The sequence below is a fragment of the Mesorhizobium sp. M0830 genome (genome assembly GCF_040319965.1).
Classification (GTDB): Bacteria; Pseudomonadota; Alphaproteobacteria; order Rhizobiales; family Rhizobiaceae; genus Mesorhizobium.
In genome coordinates, this window is the sequence record NZ_JAMYOR010000006.1 from 103,272 (window position 1) to 125,568 (window position 22,297).

The following is a 22,297-nucleotide window of genomic DNA, read 5'->3' on the forward strand; positions in this document are numbered from 1 at the left end:
CGCAAGTCAATGACGGGGCCCGATGATCAAGGTCATCGCGATCGCGGTCTGGATCTGCGCCGCGACGCTCGGCGCGGTGTTCTATTCGTTCCAGGCTGCGGGCGAAAAGGGCGTCGGCGAAACGCCGAAGCCGATGCTGGGCGGTCTCGACTACGTCAAGACGGATATCATTTCAGTGCCATTGATCCGCGATTCGCAGATCGGCGGCTATTTCCTGACAAAGCTCGTCTATACGGTCGAACCCGAGCAGATAAAGAAGCTGTCCATTCCGGCGGAAGCGCTGATCACCGACCAGGTCTATTCCTACCTCTATTCCAATCCTCAGATCGACTTCACCAACAAGGCGACGATCGATCTCGATGCCTTCCGCGCCGCGATCCGCGATACCGTCAATACGCGTGTGGGCGCCACTTTGGTGCATGAGGTTCTGATCGATCAGGTCAATTTCCTGTCGAAGGACGAAATCCGTGACAACTGGCTGCGTCGCAAGAAAAGCGAGACGGCCGCGGAAATGACCAAGGCTTTCAAGGAACACTGAGTTGCCCTGCCCACGGGTTCCGATCACATCGGGCCCCACCTGCCGCCAGCGCAGGAACCAGCCACCGGAATCCGCGTTGACGTAAACGTCAACCCAAAGCTATATGCGCCAGCGACCGTGATCGCGAAACCGCGGCATGGGCTTCGGCCGGATCGAAGCGCCGTTGCGAGACAGATGCAACCAGACAAGGAGAACAGCGTGAGCGTTCAGGAGATTGCCGAGAAGATCAAGTCGCGCGTGGCAAGCAGCGGGTTCGATCGTTCCGTGAAATTCGACACCGGCAGCGACGGCGTCATCGTCATCGACGGCGCGACAATTTCAACCACCGACGCGCCCGCCGATTGCACCATCAAGCTTTCGATCGACGACCTGGATTCGCTGATCGCTGGCGACCTGAACCCGACCATGGCCTTCATGACCGGCAAGATAAAGGTCGAAGGCGACATGACCGTCGCCATGGCGCTCAGCCAGTTGATCGGCTGAAAACATGCAGCCGCCCAAGGCGGCGCCCACCAATCGCGAAAAAAACGCCGCCTTTTCGGGCGGCGTTTTTGCATGAGCTGCTGGCGCTTCGTGTCTCAGGCCGCCGATGTCAGTTCCTGCGCCTTCAGCTTGCGGCCGGCCGCCTTCAGCGTGCCGTGCACGCCGTCGAGCGCGCCTTCCACCAGTTCCAGGGCCAGCAGGCGGTGCCGCTCATAGGGTCCCGGCATGGCAAGCGAACCGGTCCTGGCGGCCGAGAAGCCGAAGCGTTCATAGTAGGGCGCATCGCCGACCAGCAGGATCGCCGCGTGGCCAAGACGTGTTGCTTCGGCGACGGCATGGCGCATCAGCGCCGAGCCGATGCCGGCACTCTTGAGCGACGGATCGACGGCGAGCGGGCCTAGCAGCAGCGCTGCCGGGCCGCCCTCGCCCAACGTGACATCCCACAGCCGCACGGTGCCGGCCACGTCGCCCGACGCGTCGCGGGCGACGAAGGCCAGGCCTTCCGATGGCCGCCGGCCACGCCGCAGCTTCTCCGATGACTTTTTCCGCCGCTTAGAGCCCATGGCCTCATCCAACAGCACTTCACGCGCGGCAGTGTCGGCCGCGGTTTCGGCAACGATGGCAATGGCACTCTCCCTCCTTGAGGGGGAGATTTCGCACGGAGCGCCTTCAACAATGAAATTTGCAATGTCCATTTCCGCGATCCTTCACGAGCGGAGATTGTTCCACAGGCGAGCCCGGGCGGGCGACGGACGCCCACCGGGAGTGATCTGACCGGTTCTTTCGAACCGTCAGATCACGTAGGATCGGAGAGGCTCGAAGCCGTTGAAGGCGACCGCCGAGTAGGTGGTCGTGTAGGCACCGGTGCCTTCGATCAGCACCTCGTCGCCGATCGTCAGCGACAGCGGCAGCGGGTACGGCGTCTTCTCGTACATCACGTCGGCCGAATCGCAGGTCGGGCCGGCGAGCACGCAAGGTGCGGTCTCTGTGCCGTCATGGCGGGTGACGAGGGGATAGCGGATAGCCTCATCCATCGTCTCGGCAAGGCCGCCGAACTTGCCGATGTCGAGGAATACCCAGCGCACATTGTCGTTGGCGGCCTTCTTCGAGATCAGGACGACTTCCGACTTGATGACGCCGGCGTTGCCGACCATGCCGCGGCCCGGCTCGATGATGGTTTCCGGGATGGCATTGCCGAAATGCTTGCGCAGCGCCGAGAATATCGCCTGGCCATAGGCCTGCGCTGCCGGCACGTCACGCAGATAACGCGTCGGGAAACCACCGCCCATGTTGACCATCTTCAAGACGATGCCTTCCTCGGCGAGCGTCGCGAACACCGCCTTGGCATCGGCCAGCGCGCGGTCCCAGGCGGTCAGGTCGGTCTGCTGCGAGCCGACATGGAACGACACGCCATAGGCATCGAGGCCGAGCCCCTTGGCATGGCGCAGCACGTCGACGGCCATCGCAGGCACGCAACCGAATTTGCGCGACAGCGGCCACTCGGCGCCCTCGCCATCGGTCAGCACGCGGCAGAACACGCGCGCGCCTGGAGCGACACGGGCGATCTTCTCGACCTCTTCGACGCAGTCGACCGCGAACAGGCGGATGCCGAGCTGGTAGGCGCGTGCGATGTCACGTTCTTTCTTGATGGTGTTGCCGAAGGAGATGCGGTCCGCCGGCGCACCGGCGTCCATCGCCATCTCGACTTCGGCAACGGAAGCGGTGTCGAAAGACGAGCCCATCGCAGTAAGCAGGCGCAGGATCTCCGGCGCCGGGTTTGCTTTCACCGCATAGTAGATTTTCGAATCGGGCAGCGCCTTCTCGAAGGCTCGGAAATTGTCGCGCACGACATCGAGGTCGACGACGAGGCAGGGGCCGGTCGGACGTCGGGTGGCGAGGAAGTCAAGGATGCGCTGGGTGGCCATCGGGGTCTCTCCATCAGCGCCTTTCGGCGCGCAATAAGGCTGCGGGAAGCGGGCTGTTGGCCTCGCGAACACGCGGTGGACAAAGGCGGGACGGAAATCCATGGAACCAGCCGGTGGAGACCCCGGAACCATGAAACGCCGTCTCGCGGCGGTGAACCTTGGCCTTGCCCGGCCTCGGTTCGCTTTGTCTGCCTTGGCTTGGATGGGAGACCCGTCCGCACTGCCGGCAATGAAGGTGTGCCTCTTCAGTAACCCCGGTCTTTGGACAACCGGCAGAACACCAGAAAGGCCCGCACCGTCGTTGCTTCAAGGTGTCCTCGGGCTTGCGGTTGGCCGCTAGACCGACTGGAGGGGTTAGCTCCAGTTACCTTACCGATTTCCCTCACCATTCGAGGATCGGCGGACACCCACAGGCACGTGCGACTTTGGGCAAGCGCGATATAAGATTGAACGATTTCACAATCAATAAAAATCGTATTCCAGGTTGTAAAATTCCTGGCATCGAACAATGCTGCGCCAACCGTATCCGGATAGCGAACGATGACAGGCACGCACGGCCCTCTAAACGCCTTTCTCGACCTTTGCCAGATGCCAGTGGCGCATGCCGAAACTGGCCCTCTGGCCGGCCTGCGGCTGGCCGTCAAGGACATCTACGACGTCGCCGGCTACCGCACTGGCTGCGGCAACTTGCAGAAATTCGCAGACAGCCCCGCCGCCTCGCGCACGGCGCCGGCCGTGCAAGTGATTCTCGATGCCGGGGCGCGCTTCGTCGGCAAGACCCAGACCGACGAGCTTGCCTTCGCGCTGTTCGGCCAGAATGCGCATTTTTCGTTTCCGGTGAACGCGGCCGCGCCCGACCGCGTCACCGGCGGCTCGTCATCGGGATCCGCGGCGGCGGTGGCGGGCAGGCTTGCCGATATTACCACCGGCTCCGACACCGGCGGCTCGATCCGCGCGCCGGCGAGCTTTTGCGGACTGATCGGGCTGCGCACCACGCATGGCCGTATTTCGCTCGATGGCACGATGAAGCTGGCTCCGAGCTTCGACACGTTCGGCTGGTTCGCCGACGACATCGAGACCTACGAGACAGTTGGCAGGCTGCTGCTCGGCCGCGACACGCACCAGCACACACTCGACCGGCCGCTGGCGCTGGACTGGCTGGATGCGATGGTCCACCGCCCGGCGCTTGCCGAATATACCCGAATGAAGGCACTGGCGAGTACGGTATTCGGTGCGCCGGCGATGTCGGCAGTGCGCTTCACCTCGTCTCCCGATGAACTCTACTGGTGCTTTCGCCGGCTGCAGGCCAGGGAGGCCTGGGCGGTGCATGGCGAATGGATCACCAGCGGCGAGCGCGACCTCGGTCCGGGCGTCGAGGAGCGCTTCGGCTTCGGCCGTGCCGTCGACGACAAAACAGCCCAGGCGGAGAAAGTGCGACGGCTGACCTTTCGCGGCGAACTGAGCGCCCTGCTGGGCAAGGACGGCTTCCTTATCCTGCCGACGGTGCCGGGCCCAGCTCCCTACGTGGACAGCACGCCGGAGCAGTTCCAGGCCTATCGCGAACGAGCGCTTCAACTTCTGTGCCTGGCCGGCCTGTCCGGTTTTCCACAGATCACCCTGCCCATCGGCTCGGTCGCCGGCGCCCCGTTCGGCCTGTCGCTGCTTGGCCCTTCCGGCAGCGACATTGCCCTGACACGGCTCGGCCGGAAACTTCTCGACGCGGCACGAAAGGCCTGACCATGGACACACTGACCCGCATGCGAGCCTTCATCGACGTGGTCGAGGCCGAGGGCTTTTCGGCGGCGGCACGCAAGATCGGCCGCTCCAAGGCCCTCTTGTCGAAATATGTGCGCGAGTTGGAGGACGAACTCGGCGCGCTGCTGCTCAACCGCACCACGCGCCAGTTCTCCATGACCGAGGCCGGCCACACCTATTACCGGCGCGCCTCGGAGATCGTGCGCGAGGTCGACAGCCTGGCCGACGCCGTGCGCGAATCCTCCGGCGACGTGCGTGGCCGGATCAAGCTGTCGGCGCCGCGCACCTTCGCCGACGCGCCGGTCGGCCAGTCGCTGATCGATTTCGCCAAGCAGCATCCCGACATCGTGCTCGACGTCCAGCTCGACGACCGCTTCGTCGATTTGGTCGAGGAAGGCTTCGACCTCGCGGTACGCATCTCGCGGCTCGAGAACTCGTCGCTGATCGCGAGGCGGCTGGCGCCATTTTCTATTAAGCTCTGTGCCTCTCCCGAACTGATCGCCAAGCATGGCATGCCGACGCGGCCGCAGGATCTTAGCCGCATGCCCTGTATCGTCGACACCAATGGCCGCGGATTGAGCAACTGGCCGTTCAAGGGCGACAATGGTGATCCGATGAGCGTTTCGGTGTCGGGTCCCATCGAGGTCAACAGCCCGATGACGGCGCGTGCGGCGACCGTGGCCGGATTGGGGTTTTCCGTGCTGCCGGATTTCATCGCCGCGCCCGACCTCGAGAGCGGCCGGCTGGTGTCGGTGATGGATGACCGCATCCTGCCGGGCGGCGGCATATTCGCCGTCTACCCGCACCGCCGTTACCTGCCCGCCAAGGTTCGCGTTTTCGTCGATTTCCTGGTGCAGTGGTTCAGGACGCGTGAAGCTGCCTGACCCATTCAGTCGAGTCCCGGTCCCAATTTCGCCCCCTTTCTGATAACTCTCGACATCACTCCGAGGCACATGGAATCGCGACTGAGAATGCACCTGAAACGGCACGCAATCATGCTGGCTTCGGCCTTGGCGGCGACCTTTGCCGCCACCGGACCGGCTGAGGTGCACCCGCACGTCTTCGCCGAGGCCCGCCTGGACGTGATCCTCTCCCCGGATCACCAAAGTGTGAAAGCGCTGCGTCATCTCTGGCGATTCGACGATCTCTTCTCCAGCACGGTGATGATGGAGTTCGACAAGAACTCCGACCTGAAGCTCGACGACAACGAGCTCAAGGAAGTCGCCGATACCGTCCATGCCTCGCTGGCTGAATTCAATTACTTCCAGCTCGTCACCGTCGACGGCAAGGACGTGGCGATGACGCCGCCGCCGCATCTGATGGCCAATTTCGACAACGACCAGTTGATCATCCTGTTCGAATCCGAGCCGAAAGTGCCGATCAAGCTCAACGGCAAGATAGACATCGGCGTCTACGATCCGACATTCTACACCGCGATCGACTTCACCGACGATTCCAACATCACGGTTGAAGGCCTGCCGTCGAACTGCACCAGTAAGGTGATCCGTCCGGACCCGGACGAGGCCATCAAAGAAAACCAGAAGACCCTCACCGATGCCTTCTTCAACGATCCGACAGGCACCGACATGAGCAAGATCTTCGCCACCAAGCTCGAACTGACCTGTCAGCCAGAAGGATGAAGCCGGTGACGAAACCGTCCCTGCGTTTGGCATTCGGCCTGTTGGCCGCCACTGTCGTCATGATGCATTTCGCCAACTCCGCCCATGCCCAGAGTTCGCTCGGCATCGGCGTCAATGACGGCATCGCGCCCAGCACCGGCCCCTTCGCCCACATACTGATGTGGATCAATCTGCGGCAGCAGGAATTCTATCGCGCGCTGGCAACGGCAATGAAGGCGATGCGCCAGGACGGCAGCAAGATTTGGATACTCGTCGGCCTGTCCTTCGCCTACGGCATCTTCCACGCCGCCGGACCGGGCCACGGCAAGGCGGTGATCTCGTCCTACATGGTCGCCAACGAAGTGGCGCTGCGGCGCGGCATCCTGTTGTCCTTCGTCTCGGCGCTGCTGCAGGGCCTCACGGCGGTCGCGGTGATGGGGGTAGCCTATTTCGTCCTGCGCGGCACCTCCGTGACGATGACGGACGCGGCCTGGTTCATGGAGATCATGAGCTTTGTCTTCGTCACCCTGTTTGGCGCCTGGCTGCTGTGGCGCAAGCTCGGCCCTGCCGTTCTGCGCTTGTTTGGCAAAGGTCCAGCCTACAGCCTGTCGGCGGCGCACGCCGGCCATTCTCATGGTGGCCATTCGCATGCCGGTCATTCGCATGCAGCCCATGGCCATTCGGCGCATGGCCATTCGCATGCGCTGCAGGTGCATCACGATCATGACCACGTGCACAACCATTCCCACGATCATCACGACCACGGAACGCATGACCATGATCACGCCACCCACGATCATGCCCATCACGATCACGCGGCGGGCGAGGTTTGCGACACCTGCGGCCATTCGCACGCACCCGATCCGGCGTTGCTGTCGGGCGATCGCTTCGATTGGCGCACCGCATGGTCGGCGGTGGCGGCGGTCGGCATCCGCCCCTGCTCCGGCGCGCTGATCGTGCTCAGCTTCGCGCTTCTCAACGGACTTTGGCTCGGCGGCCTGCTGTCGGTGCTGGCGATGTCGCTGGGCACTGCGATCACCGTCTCGGCGCTGGCGACGCTGGCGGTGACGGCAAAGAACTGGGCGGTGTATTTCGCCGGCGACGGCCGCATGGGCAACCGCATCCACTCGATCGTCGAGATCGGCGGCGCCGCCTTCGTGTTCCTGTTCGGACTGTTGCTTTTGTCGGCGAGCCTGGCGTCAGGCGGATGATATCCCCACCGTAGTGCTGCGGGTTTAACTCGCGATCTTGCCGCCGAGTTCATCCTCGATATGGGCGCGGATGATCTCGTCGAAACTCTTTTCGGCGACAAAGCCGAGCTCCCTCGACCGCCGCGCTTCGAACCTTGTCGGCCAGCCCTTGACGATCGCCCAGATCGTCTCGTCCGGCTCCTCGCGGATAAGGCTTGCCACCTTCGGCCCGGCGATGCGTTCCAGCGCCTCGATCTGCTCGCCAACGGTGACCGCGACGCCGGGCATCGTCAGGTTGCGGCGCGGCCCGACAGCGGCGCCATCGATCTCCGCAGCATGGATCAGGAAATTGACCGCCGAACGCGGGCTGGCGTGGGTGTGCACGACAGAGCGCGGCACCGGCAGGATCGCCTCGTGGCCGCTCAAGGGCTCGCGGATGATGCCAGAAAAGAAGCCGGACGCCGCCTTGTTCGGCTTGCCGGGTCGCACGCAGATGGTCGGCAGCCGGATGCCGATGCCATCGAAGAAGCCGCGCCTGGTATAGTCGGCCAGCAGCGCTTCGCTCATCTGCTTCTGGGTGCCGTAGGAGGTCAGCGGCGTCGGATGGAATTCGTCCGGTATGACATCCGGGAACGGCGCGCCGAACACCGCGATCGACGAGGTGAAGACGACTCGCGGTGCAAAGCCCGCCAGGCGAATGGCATCGAACAGCGCGCGCGTGCCGTCGAGATTGACGCGGTAGCCGAGTTCGAAATTTGCCTCCGCCTCGCCGGAGACGATGCCGGCGAGATGGAAGACGACATCGGGGCGCGATGCGACCAGGCGCTCGGTGGCACCCGCCTCGGCTAGATCGCCGGTGTGGAGGGTGATGCTGGCCCCGTCCATGCTAGGTGCCTGCGGCGGCACGATATCGTGCAGTTCGAGCGCGGTGATCTTGCCGCCGCGCAACGTGCCGTCCTTGGCCAGCCGGGCGATGAGCTTGCGGCCGACCATACCCGCGGCGCCGGTGATCAGAATGCGCATGTCGAAAATCCCTTGCCTATTTACCCTGGTTTTTGCGCTGGTTGCGGGCCCGCAGCCAGAACACCGAGAAGAACGCCAGCACGAAGACGATGGCAAAGACGCCGGCCAGCACGGTCGAAAGGCTGCCGAGCGCCAGCATCATGGTCGGCAGATAGTAGGCGCCGACGCCGAACAGAAGCATGATCCACACCGCTGCGATGGCCGCATTCCTGGTGTCGCGATCCATCATGCCGCGTCCGGGCAGTGCGCGTTCATCAAGCTGGTTTTCAAGGTTTGGAACTCCTGAGGCAGGACCAATCGATCGTCCTAGTGATGGTGGTCGTGATGCGCAGCCGCTTCGTGCCCATGCTCGTGGCTATCGTCGGCGCACTGTCCGAATTCCGGTTCCACGGTGGCATGGCTGATGCCGTGCTCGCTGGCAAGCCGCTTCTTGACGGCGCTGACCGCCTGGTGCGCGTCGACGCCCTCGTCGAGGCAGGCATGCAGCGTCGCCATGTTGCTGGTTCCGTCGAGCGACCAGACATGCATGTGATGCACTTCGCGGACGCCGGGGACCGTCGCTTCGATGTCCATGGCGATGAGATCGCGGTCGAGGCTGGGCGGCACCCCCTCGAGCAGGACATGGGCGGCTGCGCGCATCAGCGACCATGCCGTATACAGGATCAGCAGCGAGACCAGGACCGACAGGATCGGGTCTATCGGCGTCCAGCCGGTCGCCAGGATGACCAACGCAGCCGCGATGGCGGCGGCTGAGCCGAGCAGGTCGCCCAGCACATGCAGGATGGCGCCGCGCATGTTCAGGTTCTCGTGATCGCCGCCATGCAGCACCAGGAAGGACCCGATATTGACCAGCAGCCCGAGGGTCGCCACCACCAGCATCGGTCCGCCAAGCACCGGTGCCGGCGCCTGCAGCCGCCTCCAAGCCTCGTAGACGATCCAAAGCGCGATGACGAAGATGGCGATGCCGTTGGTATAGGCCACCAGCGTCTTGACCCGGCCGAAGCCATAGGTGAGGCGCACGGTCGCCGGACGCCCCGCAAGATGAAACGCATACCAGGCAAGGCCGAGCGCGATCGAATCGGCGAGCATGTGGCCGGCATCGGCCAACAATGCCAGTGAGCCGGTAAGGATGCCGCCGAGCGCTTCGGCGACCATGAAGCCGCCAGTCAGGCAGGCCGCGGTAAGCACGCGTTTCTTGTCGGTCGAGCCAGGCACATGACCGGGCGCATGATCGTGCCCAATGTGATCGTGCCCAGTGTGATCGCGCCCGGTGTGATCATGCCCGCTGTGATCGTGGGTGTGGGCCAATGGCAAACTCCCGTTACGCGCCTGATCTCACGCACCGAACTGCGCGCGAAAATCCTCAAGCCGTCGCTTCTGCTGACCGTCGCCATCGAAATTGGCCGAATCGAGCCACGCTTCATAGGCTTTGCGCAAGGCCGGCCACTCCTTGTCGATGATCGAATACCATGCCGTATCGCGGTTTTCACCCTTGACGATGAGGTGCTGGCGGAAAATGCCCTCGAACTTGAAGCCGAACCGTTCTGCCGCCCGCTTCGATGGCTCGTTGCGGTTGTTGCATTTCCATTCGTAGCGGCGATAGCCAAGCTCGTCGAAGATGTATTTCATGAACAGGAACTGCGCTTCGGTCGCTCCCGGCTTGCGCGAGATGAGTGGCCCCCAATAGATGTTGCCGATCTCGATGACGCCGTAGGCCGGATCGATGCGCATCAGCGTCTGGCGTCCGGCGACCTTGCCGCTGGCCTTGTCGATGACCGTGAAGAACAGCGGATCCTCGCTGGCCTCCACCTTGTCCAGCCATGGCTGGAAGGCGGCGCGGGTCTCCGGCGGATAGTCGGGCAGCCAGGCGAAGCGCCCATCGACATCGGATACGGACGACGCTTCATAGAGACCGTCGCCGTGCTTTGCAGCGCTCAGCGGTTCAAGCCGGACATACCGGCCGTCGATGGCCTTGCGTTCGGGCCGCGGGCGCGGTTGCCAGTCTTTGAGATTTTCCGACACCGAAAGCTCCAATCCGTTTGACTTTTGCGGCCTGAGGCTCACAAAAACGCGACCCAACAGTAAGAACCACACGGACGGGAAAAATGCTCCACACGATTTCGGCCTTCGACCGTCTCGGCGAGGAAAACGCCTTTGCCGTGCTCGCGAGGGCCACAGCACTGGCCCAACAAGGCCGCGACATCGTCAATCTCGGCATCGGCCAGCCCGACTTCAAGACGCCGCAGCACATCGTCGAGGCGGCGATCAAGGCGCTGCGCGACGGCCATCACGGCTACACGCCGGCCAATGGCCTTTTGGCGACGCGCGAGGCGGTGGTGCGGCGCACGCTGACCACCACCGGCGTAGAGGTGTCGCCCGAAGCGGTGATGATCCTGCCCGGCGGCAAGCCGACCATGTTCGCCGCGATCCTGATGTTCGGCGAGCCTGGCGCCGAGATCCTCTATCCCGATCCCGGCTTTCCGATCTATCGCTCTATGATCGAGTTCACCGGTGCAGCACCTATTCCAGTGCCGATGCGCGAGGAAAACGGCTTTGCCTTCTCCGCCGAGGAAACGCTGGCGCTGATCACCTCCAAGACCAGGTTGTTGATCCTCAATTCGCCCGCGAATCCGACCGGCGGCGTCACGCCGCGGGCCGAGATCGAGAAACTGGTCAAGGGTCTGGAGGCGCATCCCCAGGTCGCCATCCTCTCCGACGAGATCTACGACGTCATGACCTATGACGGCGAGACGCATTGCTCTCTGCTTGGCTTTCCCGAGATCCGCGACCGGCTGATCGTGCTCAATGGCTGGTCGAAGACCTGGGCTATGACCGGCTGGCGCATGGGCTGGTCGATCTGGCCGAATGGCGACAAGGGCGCTCACCTCTACGACAAGGTGCGCAAGCTCGCGGTCAATTGCTGGTCCTGCGTCAACGCGCCGAGCCAGTTTGCCGGCATCGCGGCCATCGACGGCCCGCAGGACGACGTCGACAAGATGATGCGCGCCTTCGACCGCCGCAGGAAGATCGTGGTCGAGGGATTGAACGCCCTGCCTGACATATCCTGCATCACGCCCAAGGGAGCGTTCTACGCCTTCCCCAACGTCTCGAAGACCGGCTGGAAAGCAAAGAAGCTTGCTTCGGCCCTGCTCGACGAGGCCGGCGTGGCATTGATTGGCGGCCCCGATTTCGGCATTCTCGGCGAAGGCTATATCAGGCTCTCCTACGCCAACTCCGAGGAGAACATCTTGCGGGCACTGGAGCGGATCGGAGCGTTCCTGGGCAAGTGAGGCTGTCGGGCCTTGCGACCGGCGCTGGATGTTTGCAATCACGACAGAAGGTGACTCGATGTTTTACGCCATCCTCGCCTACCATGTGGAAGGAGCCATCACCGCACTGACGCCGGAGCAGGACGCCGCATTGATGGCCGACCTGCTCGAAATCAACGATCGGCTTTACCGGGAAGGCAATCTTGGCCCATCGGCGCGGCTTGGGGCGACCCAGTCGGCCTGCACCTTGCGTGGACCGGGCGACGGAACCGTTTTTGACGGGCCGTTCGCCGAGACGAAGGAACAGCTTCTCGGTCTCTATGTCGTAGACTGCGCGACACGCGACGATGCGATCGTTATCGCCCGCGACCTGCGCCGCGTTAATCCGACCGCCGTCTACGAAATCCGTCCAATCGCGCTCTACCTGCCGGGCGTGGCGTTGGCCGGGAAATAACTACCCACGCCCGACGAACGGCATCTTGGTCGCCATCACCGTCATGAACAGCACATTGGCGTCGAGCGGCAGGCTGGCCATGTGGACAACGGCGTCGGCAACGTGCTGAACGTCCATCACCGCTTCGGCAGCGATAGAGCCGTTGGCCTGCGGCACGCCGACCGTCATCGGCTGCGCCATGTCGGTCAGTGCGTTGCCGATGTCGATCTGGCCGCAGGCAATGTCATAGGGCCTTCCGTCGAGCGCCAGCGTCTTGGTCAGCCCGGTGATGGCATGCTTGGTCGCGGTATAAGGCACGGAGCCCGGGCGCGGCGCGTAGGCCGACACCGAGCCATTGTTGATGATGCGGCCGCCCATCGGGCGCTGCTTGCGCATGGCGCCAAAGGCGGCGCGAGCGCACAAGAACGAACCGGTGAGATTGACGCCGACGATATCGTTCCACACCTCGACCGGGATCTCGTCGATGGGCGTCGATTTGTAGCCCATGCCGGCATTGTTGAAGAGCAGGTCGACGCGGCCGAAGGCCGCCGCCACCGTCTCGAACAGATCGTCGACCTCGCCGGCCTTGCTGATATCGCAGGCAACCGCCAATGCCTTGGCATCGGTGCGGCCAGCCTCGGCCACCGCGGCATCCAGCACCGGCTTGCGGCGCCCGCAAAACACCGTGTTCCAGCCGGCCTTGAGCAGCGCCGTAGCGACGCTCTTGCCGATGCCGGTGCCGGCGCCGGTGACGATGGCGGTTCTTTTTACGGTCATGGCTATTGTCCTCCGAAGCGACGCGCGCTCGCGCTATTTTCCGGGTTTGCGCACGAAGCAAAGGGATCGCAAATGACGGCGGCGATGGCAAGCCGAAGCACAAAGCATGATCCGAAAATTGGGATCCGATTTTGCTCGAGATCATGCTCGGGCGAGCAGATCGTGCCGACAAAAAGGGCGGTCATTGGCGACCGCCCTGATCTGGACCGGGCTTGGGAGGAGGAAAGCCGATCCAACTGGTTAGAATGATGCGCTTGCTGGGTTAACGAAAGGTTAACGCCAGACAAGCCGCCTGTGCCGTTTTGGCCTACCAGCGCGGATTGGGTGAAGTTCCGGCCTTGGCCGGCACCTTGGCTGCCGAAACTGTCGCCTCGACATGATCGACCAGCGCATCCGGCAGGCCAAGCCGGCCGGCCAGCAGGTCGAGGTAGCCGCGCTCGGCGCGTGTGTCGGGATCGATGGTCAGGCGCGATGCCGTGTAGAGTTCGAGCTTCTGCGCATCGGTTTGGGCGCCTGCCACCAGCGCGTCGAGGTCGAGCGGGCTCGCCAGCTCCGCCATCAGGAATTTTTCGGCGTCGGAGCCGATGCCCGAAAGACTGAGCTTGCCGGCGATCTTCTGGCGCTCGTCATCGTCGACATGGCCGTCGGCCTTTGCTGCCGAGATCATCGCCCGCACCAGCGTCAGCGTGAATTCGTCCTCGCCTTGCGGCGCCTGCGACGGGTGGAAGGCGGTGTCCTTGGGCGGCGGCAGCAATTCAGGTTCGCCGCCTGCCGGCGCCTCGGCCGGAGCATTGCCGGCCTTGTAGTTCTGGTAAGCCTTGTAGGCGAGCCCGCCGATCGCGGCCAATCCACCGAGCTTCACCGCGGTACCCGTCACCTGGCGGCCGGCACCGGTTCCGAGCAGCACTGCAGCGAGCGCTCCAGCGGCCAGCGGATTGTCCTTGGCCATCTGCACGGCCTGGCCCGCCTTGTCGCGAACGGTGCCACTGGTGCCCGGGATTTGCGAGCCGAGCAGATCGTCGAGAAGCTTCTTGGGATCGAACATTCAGTGCCTCCAGGATTGCCCGGCCGAACGGGCAGGTTTCGAACGTCGAAGACGTAGGTCCCGGATCCTTGCATTACAATGACAAACCGTCGCCTTGCGGCTGTCGATAACAGAGCCAAACTAGGATCCGATGTGCGGATCCCTGCCCCGCGCCTGCGCAAGCTCGACTTGCCGCTGACGCTCGGCATAGCGCTGGCGGTCCTCGTCCGAACGCGCATCGAAGCAATGCGGGCACGAAACACCGGCGGCAAATCTAGGCGATGTCAGGTCGTTCGGCGTCAGCGGATGGCGGCAGGCGCGGCAGAGTTCCGCCTCGCCCTCGGCGAGGCCGTGCGACACAGAAACGCGCTCGTCGAAGACGAAGCACTCGCCTTGCCAGAGGCTCTGTTCGGACGGAACCTCCTCGAGGTATTTGAGGATGCCACCCTTGAGGTGGAACACGTCCTCGAAGCCGAGCGATTTGACGTAGGCGGTCGCCTTTTCGCAGCGTATGCCGCCGGTGCAGAACATCGCGACCTTGCGGCCTTCGAACTCCGCCCGGTGTGCTTCCACCCAGGCCGGGAACTCGCGAAAGCTGGCGGTAGCGGGGTCGATTGCGCCCTTGAAGGTGCCGATCGATACCTCATAGGCGTTGCGCGTGTCGATGATGACAGTGTCGGGCTCGGAAATCAGCGCATTCCAGTCGGCAGGCGCGACATAGGTGCCGGCGCTCGTCGCCGGATCGATATCGGCGATGCCCATGGTGACGATCTCGCGCTTCAGCCGCACCTTCATGCGATGAAACGGCATTTCCGCGGCTACGCTGTATTTGACCTCGAGGCCGGCGAGCCCTTCGACGGCTTCGAGATAATCGATCAGTTCGCCGATCGCCGTTTCGCTGCCGGCCACGGTGCCGTTGATACCCTCATGCGCCAGAAGCAGTGTGCCCTTGATGCCGCGCCCGCAACAGAAGGCAGCGAGCGGCGCGCGCAACTCCTCGAAGGCGTCGAGCCGGGCAAACCGGTAGAGCGCCGCAACGCGAAAGGGTTGAAGTGATGTCATGGCCGAAGCCACTAAACGCTCCCGCAAGCCGATTCAAGGCAGCGCCGGAATCCAGCCAAGTATCGGCCGCGCGTGACATCGCGACACGCTTCGTTTCATGGACAGAAAAACACCCGTCTGCTAATCGGTTGAATTGCCCTCAAGCGCGTCGCGCCGAAACCAATTCATACGACGCGCTTTAGGTCTTTGTTTTATGGATGTCGTTTTCCCAAAGCCGGGATCCCTTTGGGGCGACATGCGCTAGGATACGGAGAGACAGATGCCCAGCAAGACCGAAAACCTCCTGTCGCTCCTAAACGGCCAGCCGGTCATCCCGGTGCTGAAGATCGCCAATGTCGCTGATGCCGTGCCCTTGGCCCGCGCCCTGGCACGCGGCGGCCTGCCGGCGATCGAGATCACGCTGAGGACCGCCGACGCGCTTGAGGCGATTCGGCGGGTGGCTGGTGAGGTCGAGGAAGCCATCGTTGGCGCCGGCACCATTCTCGATGTCAGGCAGTTCGAAAAGGCAGCGAGCGCAGGCTCGCGATTCATCGTCAGCCCCGGCATCACCCGCGAGCTTCTGGCGGCAGCAAGCGACAGCGCTGTTCCGCTGCTACCCGGCGCCATCACGCCCGGCGAGATCATGGCCGCACGGGAAGCCGGCTTGCGCTTTCTCAAATTCTTCCCGGCTGAGCAGTCGGGCGGCATCGCCTCACTGAAGGCCTTCGCCTCGCCGCTTGCCGATGTGAAATTCTGCCCGACCGGCGGCATCACCGGCAAGAACGCAGCCGATTATCTCAGCCTCCCCAATGTCATCTGCGTCGGCGGCTCCTGGGTGGCCCCGGACGATATGGTCAAGGCCGGCAAGTGGGACGAGATCGAAGCCCTGGCGCGTGCGGCAAGCAAGCTGGCGAAGTAAGGCCTTCGTCGCCGCATGAAAACCCGGCCGGCTTCCGTCGACCGGGTTGCGTTCCTGCTGCGAGCAGGGTCCGTCGCAGGTTTCGAGCCATCCGCGATCACTGCGATGTCACACCGGAGTGATCCGCTGATGGCAGCGGCATAGCGGCTGGTCTCGCAGCAAAAAGCCGCGCAGGTTGCCCAGCGTGGCTTTGTCGATTGGCTGATCGCTCACTTGGTCTGGAAGCGGGCGACCGAGAGGAACTTGACCGCGTTGCCTGTAAAGCGGTTGGCATCAGCCATCTGGTTGTCCTGCTGGAAGCCGGCCGTGTAGACCTCGCTCGGCGCCGTGTGCACGATGCTGTAGGCGTAGCCCGGCGCCGTCGTCGCGCTCGAGACGGTGGCGACATGCTCGCCGCTGGTCAGCGCCCAGCGGGCGGCCTGCGGTGCGGCGGCAACCACCATGGCCTTGGGGCCTGGCTTCAGGTCGCGCGCGGTGGCTCTCGATTCCTTGCGGGTGGTTTTCACGCCGGCACCGATCGCGGCGACCGGATCGGAGCCGGCCGGGCGGGCAACGACAGCCTCGCGCGGCGATGCGGCATCATTACCCGACGGATCGTTGAAGGCCGAACGCGGCTCGGACTCGGACAATGAAGCAACCTGGTATTCGCCGGCCGCGCCGACCTGGGCATTGGCCTCGTCGAGAACGGCCTTGACCGCGTCCGGCCGGGCCATCTCGGGGCGCGCCGTCGGCAGCACCGAGAACGCGTCGGTCGCGGTCTTGCTGTGCTCAGCCGTATCGGCCAACGCCATCAGCACGGTCTTGCTGGGGGACGCAGCCAGAGCGGCTGGCAGAGAAGCGTCGGGGCGCCATGTCGGCAACGGTATGTTGTTGACGGCAATCTGGGCCGGATCAGCCGAAGCCGTTGCGTCGGCCATACCGAAAGGAACGCTAGCCGGCGCATGTGCGGTCGCCACGGCCTGCTCGGTGGTGGCTGTCGCATCCGCCATCGCAAAAGGAACGTTTTCAGGCGGCTGAGCGCCGACATCGGCCTTCGGCCGCGGTGCGAAATCAGGCAACGGAATGCTGCGTGCAGGCAATGCCGCTATGATCGTCTCCGGCGTGTCCTGTTCCGGCTCGGGGGCCTGCTCCTCGGTCACCTGCGGAATCTCGGCGCGCTGCGCGTTCTCCGGCGCCACGATGGCGATGCCTGGCAGGTTGCTGGTCTTTGCTGCCTCGGCCGGCTTCAGGTTTCTCGCCTTGGGCGGAGGTGCGGCCGAAGCGGTCTCGACATCGGCGCTGTCGTCGGCCTCGTCGTCGCCGCCGCCAAAAAAGGCCGACAGGAACCCGCCTGATTTCTTGCCGCTGCCACCGGCGCTGGCCAACTCGATGGCCGGCGAGCCCGAACCCTTGCGCGCCTTGTAGGAGGCGAGCGCCTGCTCAAAGCCGGGCAGCGGCCTGCCGTCGCTCGGCACATGCAGCGTCTTGCCATTGGGGAACAGGCTGACCAGTTCCTGGCGGCTGATGCCGGGCCAATGGCGCACATTGCCGACATCCATATGGACGAACGGCGAACCGGAAGACGGATAGTAGCCGACGCCGCCGCCCTGCATCTTGAGACCGATATTGCGCAGTTTCTTCAGCGGCACGCCGGGAATGTAGAAATCCATCGCCTTGCCGAGCATGTGCTGGCTCTTCTCGGCGACGCCCCGGCTGCGGCTGCGCAGCATCGAGTTCGTCGACGGCGAGCGATAGCCGCAGACGACCTGGATATAGTCCGTGGCGCCGGCTTCCCGGTACGCTTCCCAGACCAGATCGAGCAGACGCGGATCCATCTTGGTCGGCTCGTTGCGACGCCAATCGCGCAGAATGATGTTGATCTTCCTGAGACCCTCCGGGACGTAGCGGCCGTTGCGCTTGTAGACGATCTCGGCCTTCTCGTGTGTGTGGAGGTGATAGAGCTTCAGCGAACGTGTTTCGGCGCTGGCTCCAGTCGCAGCCGCGGCAACAAAACCAAGTGCGACAATCATTGCCGCCAGCCACTTCGGCCAGACGCTCACTTGATGGTGCCGCCCGTTTGTGTGTCGTTCGATTCTGTCCAAATCAAAAGGCCCTGCAGGCTGCCGTTTGTCCCCGGATTTGTCCAAACGGATGTGTCGTGATCACATCCGAATATCGATCCTAATGGTTAATCATCGCTTATTGAAGTCGAAATGCGGTAACACCGTGGCGATATCCCGCCAAAAATTGTACACGGGGTTTCTTGGTAAACCACTGGTTTAGATCATGTTTCCGCCTTTGCGTGGAACACGATCTGTTACCGTTAGCCTTAATGCGTGAACAGCGCTGTCCATAGGCCCGCCACAATCCGCCAACGGCCGGTATGTGGCCTGTTGTGGCATTGCAGACTGGTGCCGAGCTTGCGCCTCAGGAAGCGAGCCGGTCGACCCGGCCGGTCTCGGGGTCGATGCCGTATTCCTTGAGCTTGCGATAGAGCGTCGAGCGGCCGATGCCGAGTCGGCGGGCGACTTCGCTCATCTGGCCGTTGTAGTGATCGATGGCGAGCTTGATCATCTCGAATTCGACATCGGCCAGAGCGCGTACATTGCCGCGATCGTCGAGCGCTCGCAACGTGCCGAAGCGGGGCGGCAACCTGGCCGGTGAATTGGACTCGGTTGCCGGGCTAACCTCGCCGGGCAAGGCTTCTTCTTCGTCCCCCTGCGGAGGCAAGGACGGCGACAGCGCATCGCCGTCGGTGTCGAGGTTGACGGTGCCTTCCACCTGCGCCCGGATCTGCGGGAAGTCCTCCGAGGTCAGCAAATCGCCTTCGCAGAGCACCGAGGCCCGGAAGACGGCATTTTCGAGCTGCCGGATGTTTCCGGGCCAGTCATAGGCCTGCAGCACGGCGAGCGCCGCGGCCGAAATGCCTTGCAGTCGATGACGCGGGTCGGCCGGAGCCACCTTATCCATGAAATGGGTGACCAAGTAGGGGATGTCGTCGCGGCGGTCGCGCAGCGGCGGCACGAAGATCGGATAGACGTTCAGCCGATAGAACAGATCCTCGCGGAACTTGCCGTCCTTGACCTGCTGCAGGAGGTTGCGGTGCGTTGCCGAAATCAGCCTGATGTCGACCCTGACGGTCGAGCGTCCGCCGACCGGGTCGACCTCGCCGTCCTGCACGGCGCGCAACAGCTTGACCTGCACGTCGAGCGGCAGGTCGCCGATCTCGTCGAGAAATAGCGTGCCTGAATGCGCTTCGACGAATTTTCCGGTGTGCTTGTCGGTCGCGCCGGTGAACGAGCCCTTCTCGTGGCCGAACAGGATCGATTCGACCAGATTGTCGGGAATGGCGCCGCAATTGACGGTGACGAAGGGTTTCGAGCGGCGGTCGCCGCTGCCCTGGATGGCGCGCGCCACCAACTCCTTGCCGACGCCGGACTCGCCCTCGATCAGGATCGGAATGTTGGATACCGCCGCCTTCTGGCCAAGGCGGATCACCCTGTCCATGGCCGGGCTGTGCGTGATCATGTCCTTGAAGGTCAGAAGGCCGCTGCGCCTGCGCGACGTGCGCTTGACCTCGCCCTCGACGGCCTCGACCCTGAGCGCATTGCCGATCGACGCCTGCAGTCTGTCGGGAGACGCCGGCTTGACGACGAAATCGAAGGCGCCGTGGCGCATCGCCGAGACCACGGTCTCGATGCCGCCCTGGGCGGTCTGCACGATCGTCGGGACATTTATGTCGCGCTCGCGCATCGCCTTCAGCACGCCGATGCCGTCGAGACCGGGCATGACCAGGTCGAGGATGACCACCGAAACCTCGCGGGCGCTGGGCCCGTCGAGGACATCGAGAGCAGCCGCGCCGCCATCGACGACGATGGCCGTGTAACCGAACCGTGTCACCGCCGCTTCGAGCAGCCGGCGCTGCACGGGATCGTCATCGACTATGAGTATGGAACCTGTCATGACTGGTATGACTGCCCGCCCGAGGAATTCTGCCCTGTGGACCATCTTGGCACAGGGTTCTAAATAAGGTTTCAAAAAACCCGGTGAATGAATTCCTTAGGATTTGACCGGCTTCTCGTTTCCCCCTGAATCTTGGCCACGGAAGGTGTCGGCAATGCACATGGTCTCTGGGCACATGGTTTCTGCTCGGCAGCTTGCGGCACCAGCGTCCGGTCAGGGCGCAGCCGAGCTTGGCGACCTGCCGGAATGGAATCTTGCCGACCTCTATGCCGGCATGGACGCGCCGGAACTGAAGCGCGACATCGCCAAGGCCGCCACCGATGCGATCAGCTTCGAGAGCCGCTGGAAGGGCACGCTGGCCGCCGAGGCAGAGCGCGGCGCCGCAGGCAGGCTGGGCGAGGCGCTTGTCGCCTACGAGGCACTGGAGGAACTGATCGGCCGCATCGTCTCCTATGCGGGGTTGGTCTATGCCGGCAACACTGCCGACCCGCAGCGCGCCAAGCTCTATGGCGACATCCAGGAGAAGATGACCGACGCCAGCGCGCACCTTCTGTTCTTCGCGCTCGAGCTCAACCTGATCGAAGATGCCGCCATCGAAGGCGCGCTCACCGGCGATCCGGCATTCGGCCACTACCGGCCTTGGGTGCTCGATCTGCGCAAGGACAAGCCCTACCAGCTCGAAGACCGTGTCGAGCAGCTCTTCCACGAAAAATCTATCACCGGACGCGGTGCCTGGAACCGGCTGTTCGACGAGACGATGACCGATCTTCGCTTCGACATCGACGGCGAGGAACTGACGCTGGAGCCCGCGCTGAACCGGCTGCAGGACGCCGATGGCGAGGTGCGCCGCCGGGCGTCCGAGGCACTGGCCACGACCTTCCGCAAGAATTTGCGCACCTTCACGCTGATCACCAACACGCTGGCCAAGGACAAGGAAATATCAGACCGTTGGCGCGGCTTCGAGGACATTGCCGACTCACGCCATCTCGCAAACCGCGTCGAGCGCAGCGTGGTGGATGCCCTTGCGTCCGCCGTTCGCGATGCCTATCCGCGCCTGTCGCACCGCTACTACGCGATGAAGGCGCGCTGGCTGGGCATGGAGGCGATGAACCATTGGGACCGCAACGCGCCGTTGCCGGACACGCCTCAGGCGATCATCGGCTGGAACGAGGCCAGGAACACCGTGCTGTCCGCCTATCAGCGCTTTTCGCCAGACATGGCGGAGATCGCGCGAACCTTCTTCGACCGCAACTGGATCGACGCGCCGGTGCGTCCGGGCAAGTCGCCCGGCGCCTTCGCGCATCCGACCGTGCCGTCGGCGCATCCCTACGTGCTGCTCAACTACATGGGCAAGCCGCGCGATGTGATGACGCTGGCGCACGAACTTGGCCATGGCGTGCATCAGGTACTGGCCAGCGGCCAGGGCGCGCTGATGGCCTCGACGCCGCTGACGCTGGCCGAGACAGCATCCGTCTTCGGCGAGATGCTGACCTTCCGCTCCCTGCTCGACCAGACCACGGACAGGCGCGAGCGCAAGGCCATGCTCGCCCAGAAAGTCGAGGACATGATCAACACGGTCGTGCGCCAGATCGCCTTCTATGAATTCGAGCGCAAGGTGCATGCTGAACGCAAGAACGGCGAACTGACCTCTGACAGGCTCTGCCAGTTCTGGCTCGAAGTGCAGGCCGAAAGCCTGGGTCCGGCGATCAAGCTGCGCGAAGGCTACGAGGTGTTCTGGACCTACATCCCGCACTTCATCCATTCGCCCTTCTATGTCTATGCCTATGCCTTCGGCGACTGCCTGGTGAACTCGCTCTATGCCGTCTATCAGAACGCCGAGCGCGGCTTTCAGGACAAGTATTTCGAAATGCTCCGCGCCGGCGGCACCAAGCATCATTCGGAGCTTCTGGCGCCCTTCGGCCTTGACGCCACCGACCCCGCCTTCTGGCAGATCGGGCTTGGCGTCATCAGCGGCCTGATCGACGAATTGGAAGTGCTCGACACTTGAAATGCGTCCCGCAGGCGTCGCCGAACAGTTTAGCCCGAATGCATGTTGGTATCGCTGTGTTCTTGCTCTAAATATCTGTTCTTGAAGTACTCTCCACCGAAGTTTTTCAGATAGCTTTCTACAAGCTCTATGATAGCCTTCGCTCCAAGCTCAGCCGGAGCGCATGCGGATCGGCGAGGAAATATCTCAGCCGGCCGTAGCGCTCAGGCGAACGCGACGATGGCCGTTGGCCATGGCAAGCAAGGCCGATTGCCGACAGCTCGAACCGAAGCCGGCTGTTCTGCGAACCGCGGAACCACCATCGAGTAGTCCTTCGCCGAAGGTCATGACCCCACGGCAGACGGATCTGAC

Annotated in this window: 21 protein-coding genes; 10 read left to right on the forward strand and 11 right to left on the reverse strand. The window is 63.5% G+C overall.

Translation table 11 applies throughout. From position 1 onward, the window contains the following. Nucleotides 1-22 precede the first annotated feature (22 nt). Both NKI20_RS06210 and NKI20_RS06215 read left to right on the forward strand, forming a co-directional pair. Complete coding sequence (locus NKI20_RS06210) at nt 23-538, forward strand: hypothetical protein (protein ID WP_023759774.1); 516 nt, start codon at nt 23-25, stop codon at nt 536-538. A 198-nt stretch (nt 539-736) separates the two neighbouring features. Continuing rightward, nucleotides 737-1,021, forward strand: a complete 285-nt coding sequence (locus NKI20_RS06215; protein ID WP_023759773.1) for an SCP2 sterol-binding domain-containing protein — start codon at nt 737-739, stop codon at nt 1,019-1,021. A 95-nt stretch (nt 1,022-1,116) separates the two neighbouring features. On the opposite strand, the gene NKI20_RS06220 is transcribed toward NKI20_RS06215, so the two are convergent. Both NKI20_RS06220 and odc2 read right to left on the reverse strand, forming a co-directional pair. Further along, a complete protein-coding gene (locus NKI20_RS06220; RefSeq protein ID WP_352829146.1) occupies nt 1,117-1,716 on the reverse strand; it encodes a GNAT family N-acetyltransferase in 600 nt (199 codons plus the stop codon). Nucleotides 1,717-1,812: 96 nt separating this feature from the next. Then, a complete protein-coding gene (gene odc2, locus NKI20_RS06225) occupies nt 1,813-2,946 on the reverse strand; it encodes an ornithine/lysine decarboxylase (protein ID WP_352829148.1) in 1,134 nt (377 codons plus the stop codon). Nucleotides 2,947-3,486: 540 nt separating this feature from the next. Between odc2 and NKI20_RS06230 the strand changes: the two genes are divergently transcribed. The 4 genes from NKI20_RS06230 (at nt 3,487) to NKI20_RS06245 (ending at nt 7,531) form a co-directional block, all read left to right on the forward strand. Next, a complete protein-coding gene (locus tag NKI20_RS06230) occupies nt 3,487-4,683 on the forward strand; it encodes an amidase (RefSeq protein ID WP_352829150.1) in 1,197 nt (398 codons plus the stop codon). Between the two features lie 2 nt (nt 4,684-4,685). After that, entirely contained in the window at nt 4,686-5,585 is a 900-nt protein-coding gene (locus NKI20_RS06235; RefSeq protein WP_023759768.1) for a LysR family transcriptional regulator, read from the forward strand. Nucleotides 5,586-5,672: 87 nt separating this feature from the next. Further along, nucleotides 5,673-6,341 carry a DUF1007 family protein gene (locus NKI20_RS06240; RefSeq protein ID WP_023759767.1) on the forward strand — a complete coding sequence of 223 codons (669 nt, stop codon included), beginning with the start codon at nt 5,673-5,675 and terminating at the stop codon, nt 6,339-6,341. Continuing rightward, a complete protein-coding gene (locus NKI20_RS06245; RefSeq protein WP_352829153.1) occupies nt 6,338-7,531 on the forward strand; it encodes a nickel/cobalt transporter in 1,194 nt (397 codons plus the stop codon). Before NKI20_RS06240 ends, NKI20_RS06245 begins: the two co-directional genes overlap by 4 nt. A gap of 24 nt (nt 7,532-7,555) precedes the next feature. On the opposite strand, the gene denD is transcribed toward NKI20_RS06245, so the two are convergent. The 4 genes from denD to NKI20_RS06265 form a co-directional block, all read right to left on the reverse strand. Continuing rightward, nucleotides 7,556-8,533 carry a D-erythronate dehydrogenase gene (gene denD / locus NKI20_RS06250; RefSeq protein ID WP_352829155.1) on the reverse strand — a complete coding sequence of 326 codons (978 nt, stop codon included), beginning with the start codon at nt 8,531-8,533 and terminating at the stop codon, nt 7,556-7,558. Nucleotides 8,534-8,549: 16 nt separating this feature from the next. After that, nucleotides 8,550-8,762 (reverse strand): hypothetical protein, encoded by a 213-nt coding sequence (locus NKI20_RS06255; protein WP_352829157.1) that lies wholly within the window; start codon nt 8,760-8,762, stop codon nt 8,550-8,552. 77 nt (nt 8,763-8,839) lie between these two features. After that, nucleotides 8,840-9,841, reverse strand: a complete 1,002-nt coding sequence (locus NKI20_RS06260) for a cation diffusion facilitator family transporter (RefSeq protein ID WP_352829159.1) — start codon at nt 9,839-9,841, stop codon at nt 8,840-8,842. Nucleotides 9,842-9,868: 27 nt separating this feature from the next. Beyond that, nucleotides 9,869-10,555 carry a GNAT family N-acetyltransferase gene (locus NKI20_RS06265; protein WP_352829161.1) on the reverse strand — a complete coding sequence of 229 codons (687 nt, stop codon included), beginning with the start codon at nt 10,553-10,555 and terminating at the stop codon, nt 9,869-9,871. An 83-nt stretch (nt 10,556-10,638) separates the two neighbouring features. Here NKI20_RS06265 and NKI20_RS06270 point away from each other — a divergent pair, with 83 nt between their 5' ends. Both NKI20_RS06270 and NKI20_RS06275 read left to right on the forward strand, forming a co-directional pair. Next, nucleotides 10,639-11,823 (forward strand): pyridoxal phosphate-dependent aminotransferase, encoded by a 1,185-nt coding sequence (locus NKI20_RS06270; protein ID WP_352829163.1) that lies wholly within the window; start codon nt 10,639-10,641, stop codon nt 11,821-11,823. 58 nt (nt 11,824-11,881) lie between these two features. Next, nucleotides 11,882-12,256 carry a YciI family protein gene (locus NKI20_RS06275; RefSeq protein WP_352829165.1) on the forward strand — a complete coding sequence of 125 codons (375 nt, stop codon included), beginning with the start codon at nt 11,882-11,884 and terminating at the stop codon, nt 12,254-12,256. Here NKI20_RS06275 and NKI20_RS06280 read toward each other — a convergent pair whose 3' ends face one another. The 3 genes from NKI20_RS06280 to trhO form a co-directional block, all read right to left on the reverse strand. Further along, nucleotides 12,257-13,012 carry an SDR family oxidoreductase gene (locus tag NKI20_RS06280; RefSeq protein WP_023759759.1) on the reverse strand — a complete coding sequence of 252 codons (756 nt, stop codon included), beginning with the start codon at nt 13,010-13,012 and terminating at the stop codon, nt 12,257-12,259. A gap of 307 nt (nt 13,013-13,319) precedes the next feature. Beyond that, the gene (locus NKI20_RS06285; protein ID WP_023759758.1) at nt 13,320-14,057 is read right to left on the reverse strand and encodes a tellurite resistance TerB family protein; all 738 of its coding nucleotides are present in this window, start codon (nt 14,055-14,057) and stop codon (nt 13,320-13,322) included. A 120-nt stretch (nt 14,058-14,177) separates the two neighbouring features. Continuing rightward, nucleotides 14,178-15,098 (reverse strand): oxygen-dependent tRNA uridine(34) hydroxylase TrhO, encoded by a 921-nt coding sequence (trhO, locus tag NKI20_RS06290; protein ID WP_352829168.1) that lies wholly within the window; start codon nt 15,096-15,098, stop codon nt 14,178-14,180. A gap of 259 nt (nt 15,099-15,357) precedes the next feature. Here trhO and NKI20_RS06295 point away from each other — a divergent pair, with 259 nt between their 5' ends. Then, a complete protein-coding gene (locus NKI20_RS06295) occupies nt 15,358-15,996 on the forward strand; it encodes a 2-dehydro-3-deoxy-phosphogluconate aldolase (protein ID WP_352725309.1) in 639 nt (212 codons plus the stop codon). Nucleotides 15,997-16,205: 209 nt separating this feature from the next. On the opposite strand, the gene NKI20_RS06300 is transcribed toward NKI20_RS06295, so the two are convergent. Both NKI20_RS06300 and NKI20_RS06305 read right to left on the reverse strand, forming a co-directional pair. Further along, complete coding sequence (locus NKI20_RS06300; RefSeq protein ID WP_352829202.1) at nt 16,206-18,005, reverse strand: peptidoglycan L,D-endopeptidase MepK; 1,800 nt, start codon at nt 18,003-18,005, stop codon at nt 16,206-16,208. A gap of 397 nt (nt 18,006-18,402) precedes the next feature. Then, complete coding sequence (locus NKI20_RS06305; RefSeq protein WP_352829170.1) at nt 18,403-19,938, reverse strand: sigma-54-dependent transcriptional regulator; 1,536 nt, start codon at nt 19,936-19,938, stop codon at nt 18,403-18,405. 175 nt (nt 19,939-20,113) lie between these two features. Here NKI20_RS06305 and NKI20_RS06310 point away from each other — a divergent pair, with 175 nt between their 5' ends. Next, nucleotides 20,114-21,946: a M3 family oligoendopeptidase gene (locus NKI20_RS06310; protein WP_502898038.1), complete on the forward strand. Its 1,833-nt coding sequence runs from the start codon at nt 20,114-20,116 to the stop codon at nt 21,944-21,946. Nucleotides 21,947-22,297: the final 351 nt, after the last annotated feature.

What these genes read in the sequence shown, in the direction of transcription:
- NKI20_RS06210 (WP_023759774.1), top strand. Translation starts at nt 23, where the DNA reads ATGATCAAGGTCATCGCGATCGCGGTCTGGATCTGCGCCGCGACGCTC.
- NKI20_RS06220 (WP_352829146.1), bottom strand. Translation starts at nt 1,716, where the DNA reads ATGGACATTGCAAATTTCATTGTTGAAGGCGCTCCGTGCGAAATCTCC.
- odc2 (WP_352829148.1), bottom strand. Translation starts at nt 2,946, where the DNA reads ATGGCCACCCAGCGCATCCTTGACTTCCTCGCCACCCGACGTCCGACC.
- NKI20_RS06230 (WP_352829150.1), top strand. Translation starts at nt 3,487, where the DNA reads ATGACAGGCACGCACGGCCCTCTAAACGCCTTTCTCGACCTTTGCCAG.
- NKI20_RS06235 (WP_023759768.1), top strand. Translation starts at nt 4,686, where the DNA reads ATGGACACACTGACCCGCATGCGAGCCTTCATCGACGTGGTCGAGGCC.
- NKI20_RS06240 (WP_023759767.1), top strand. Translation starts at nt 5,673, where the DNA reads ATGCACCTGAAACGGCACGCAATCATGCTGGCTTCGGCCTTGGCGGCG.
- NKI20_RS06245 (WP_352829153.1), top strand. Translation starts at nt 6,338, where the DNA reads ATGAAGCCGGTGACGAAACCGTCCCTGCGTTTGGCATTCGGCCTGTTG.
- denD (WP_352829155.1), bottom strand. Translation starts at nt 8,533, where the DNA reads ATGCGCATTCTGATCACCGGCGCCGCGGGTATGGTCGGCCGCAAGCTC.
- NKI20_RS06255 (WP_352829157.1), bottom strand. Translation starts at nt 8,762, where the DNA reads ATGATGGATCGCGACACCAGGAATGCGGCCATCGCAGCGGTGTGGATC.
- NKI20_RS06270 (WP_352829163.1), top strand. Translation starts at nt 10,639, where the DNA reads ATGCTCCACACGATTTCGGCCTTCGACCGTCTCGGCGAGGAAAACGCC.
- NKI20_RS06275 (WP_352829165.1), top strand. Translation starts at nt 11,882, where the DNA reads ATGTTTTACGCCATCCTCGCCTACCATGTGGAAGGAGCCATCACCGCA.
- NKI20_RS06280 (WP_023759759.1), bottom strand. Translation starts at nt 13,012, where the DNA reads ATGACCGTAAAAAGAACCGCCATCGTCACCGGCGCCGGCACCGGCATC.
- NKI20_RS06285 (WP_023759758.1), bottom strand. Translation starts at nt 14,057, where the DNA reads ATGTTCGATCCCAAGAAGCTTCTCGACGATCTGCTCGGCTCGCAAATC.
- trhO (WP_352829168.1), bottom strand. Translation starts at nt 15,098, where the DNA reads ATGACATCACTTCAACCCTTTCGCGTTGCGGCGCTCTACCGGTTTGCC.
- NKI20_RS06295 (WP_352725309.1), top strand. Translation starts at nt 15,358, where the DNA reads ATGCCCAGCAAGACCGAAAACCTCCTGTCGCTCCTAAACGGCCAGCCG.
- NKI20_RS06300 (WP_352829202.1), bottom strand. Translation starts at nt 18,005, where the DNA reads ATGATTGTCGCACTTGGTTTTGTTGCCGCGGCTGCGACTGGAGCCAGC.
- NKI20_RS06305 (WP_352829170.1), bottom strand. Translation starts at nt 19,938, where the DNA reads ATGACAGGTTCCATACTCATAGTCGATGACGATCCCGTGCAGCGCCGG.
- NKI20_RS06310 (WP_502898038.1), top strand. Translation starts at nt 20,114, where the DNA reads ATGGTTTCTGCTCGGCAGCTTGCGGCACCAGCGTCCGGTCAGGGCGCA.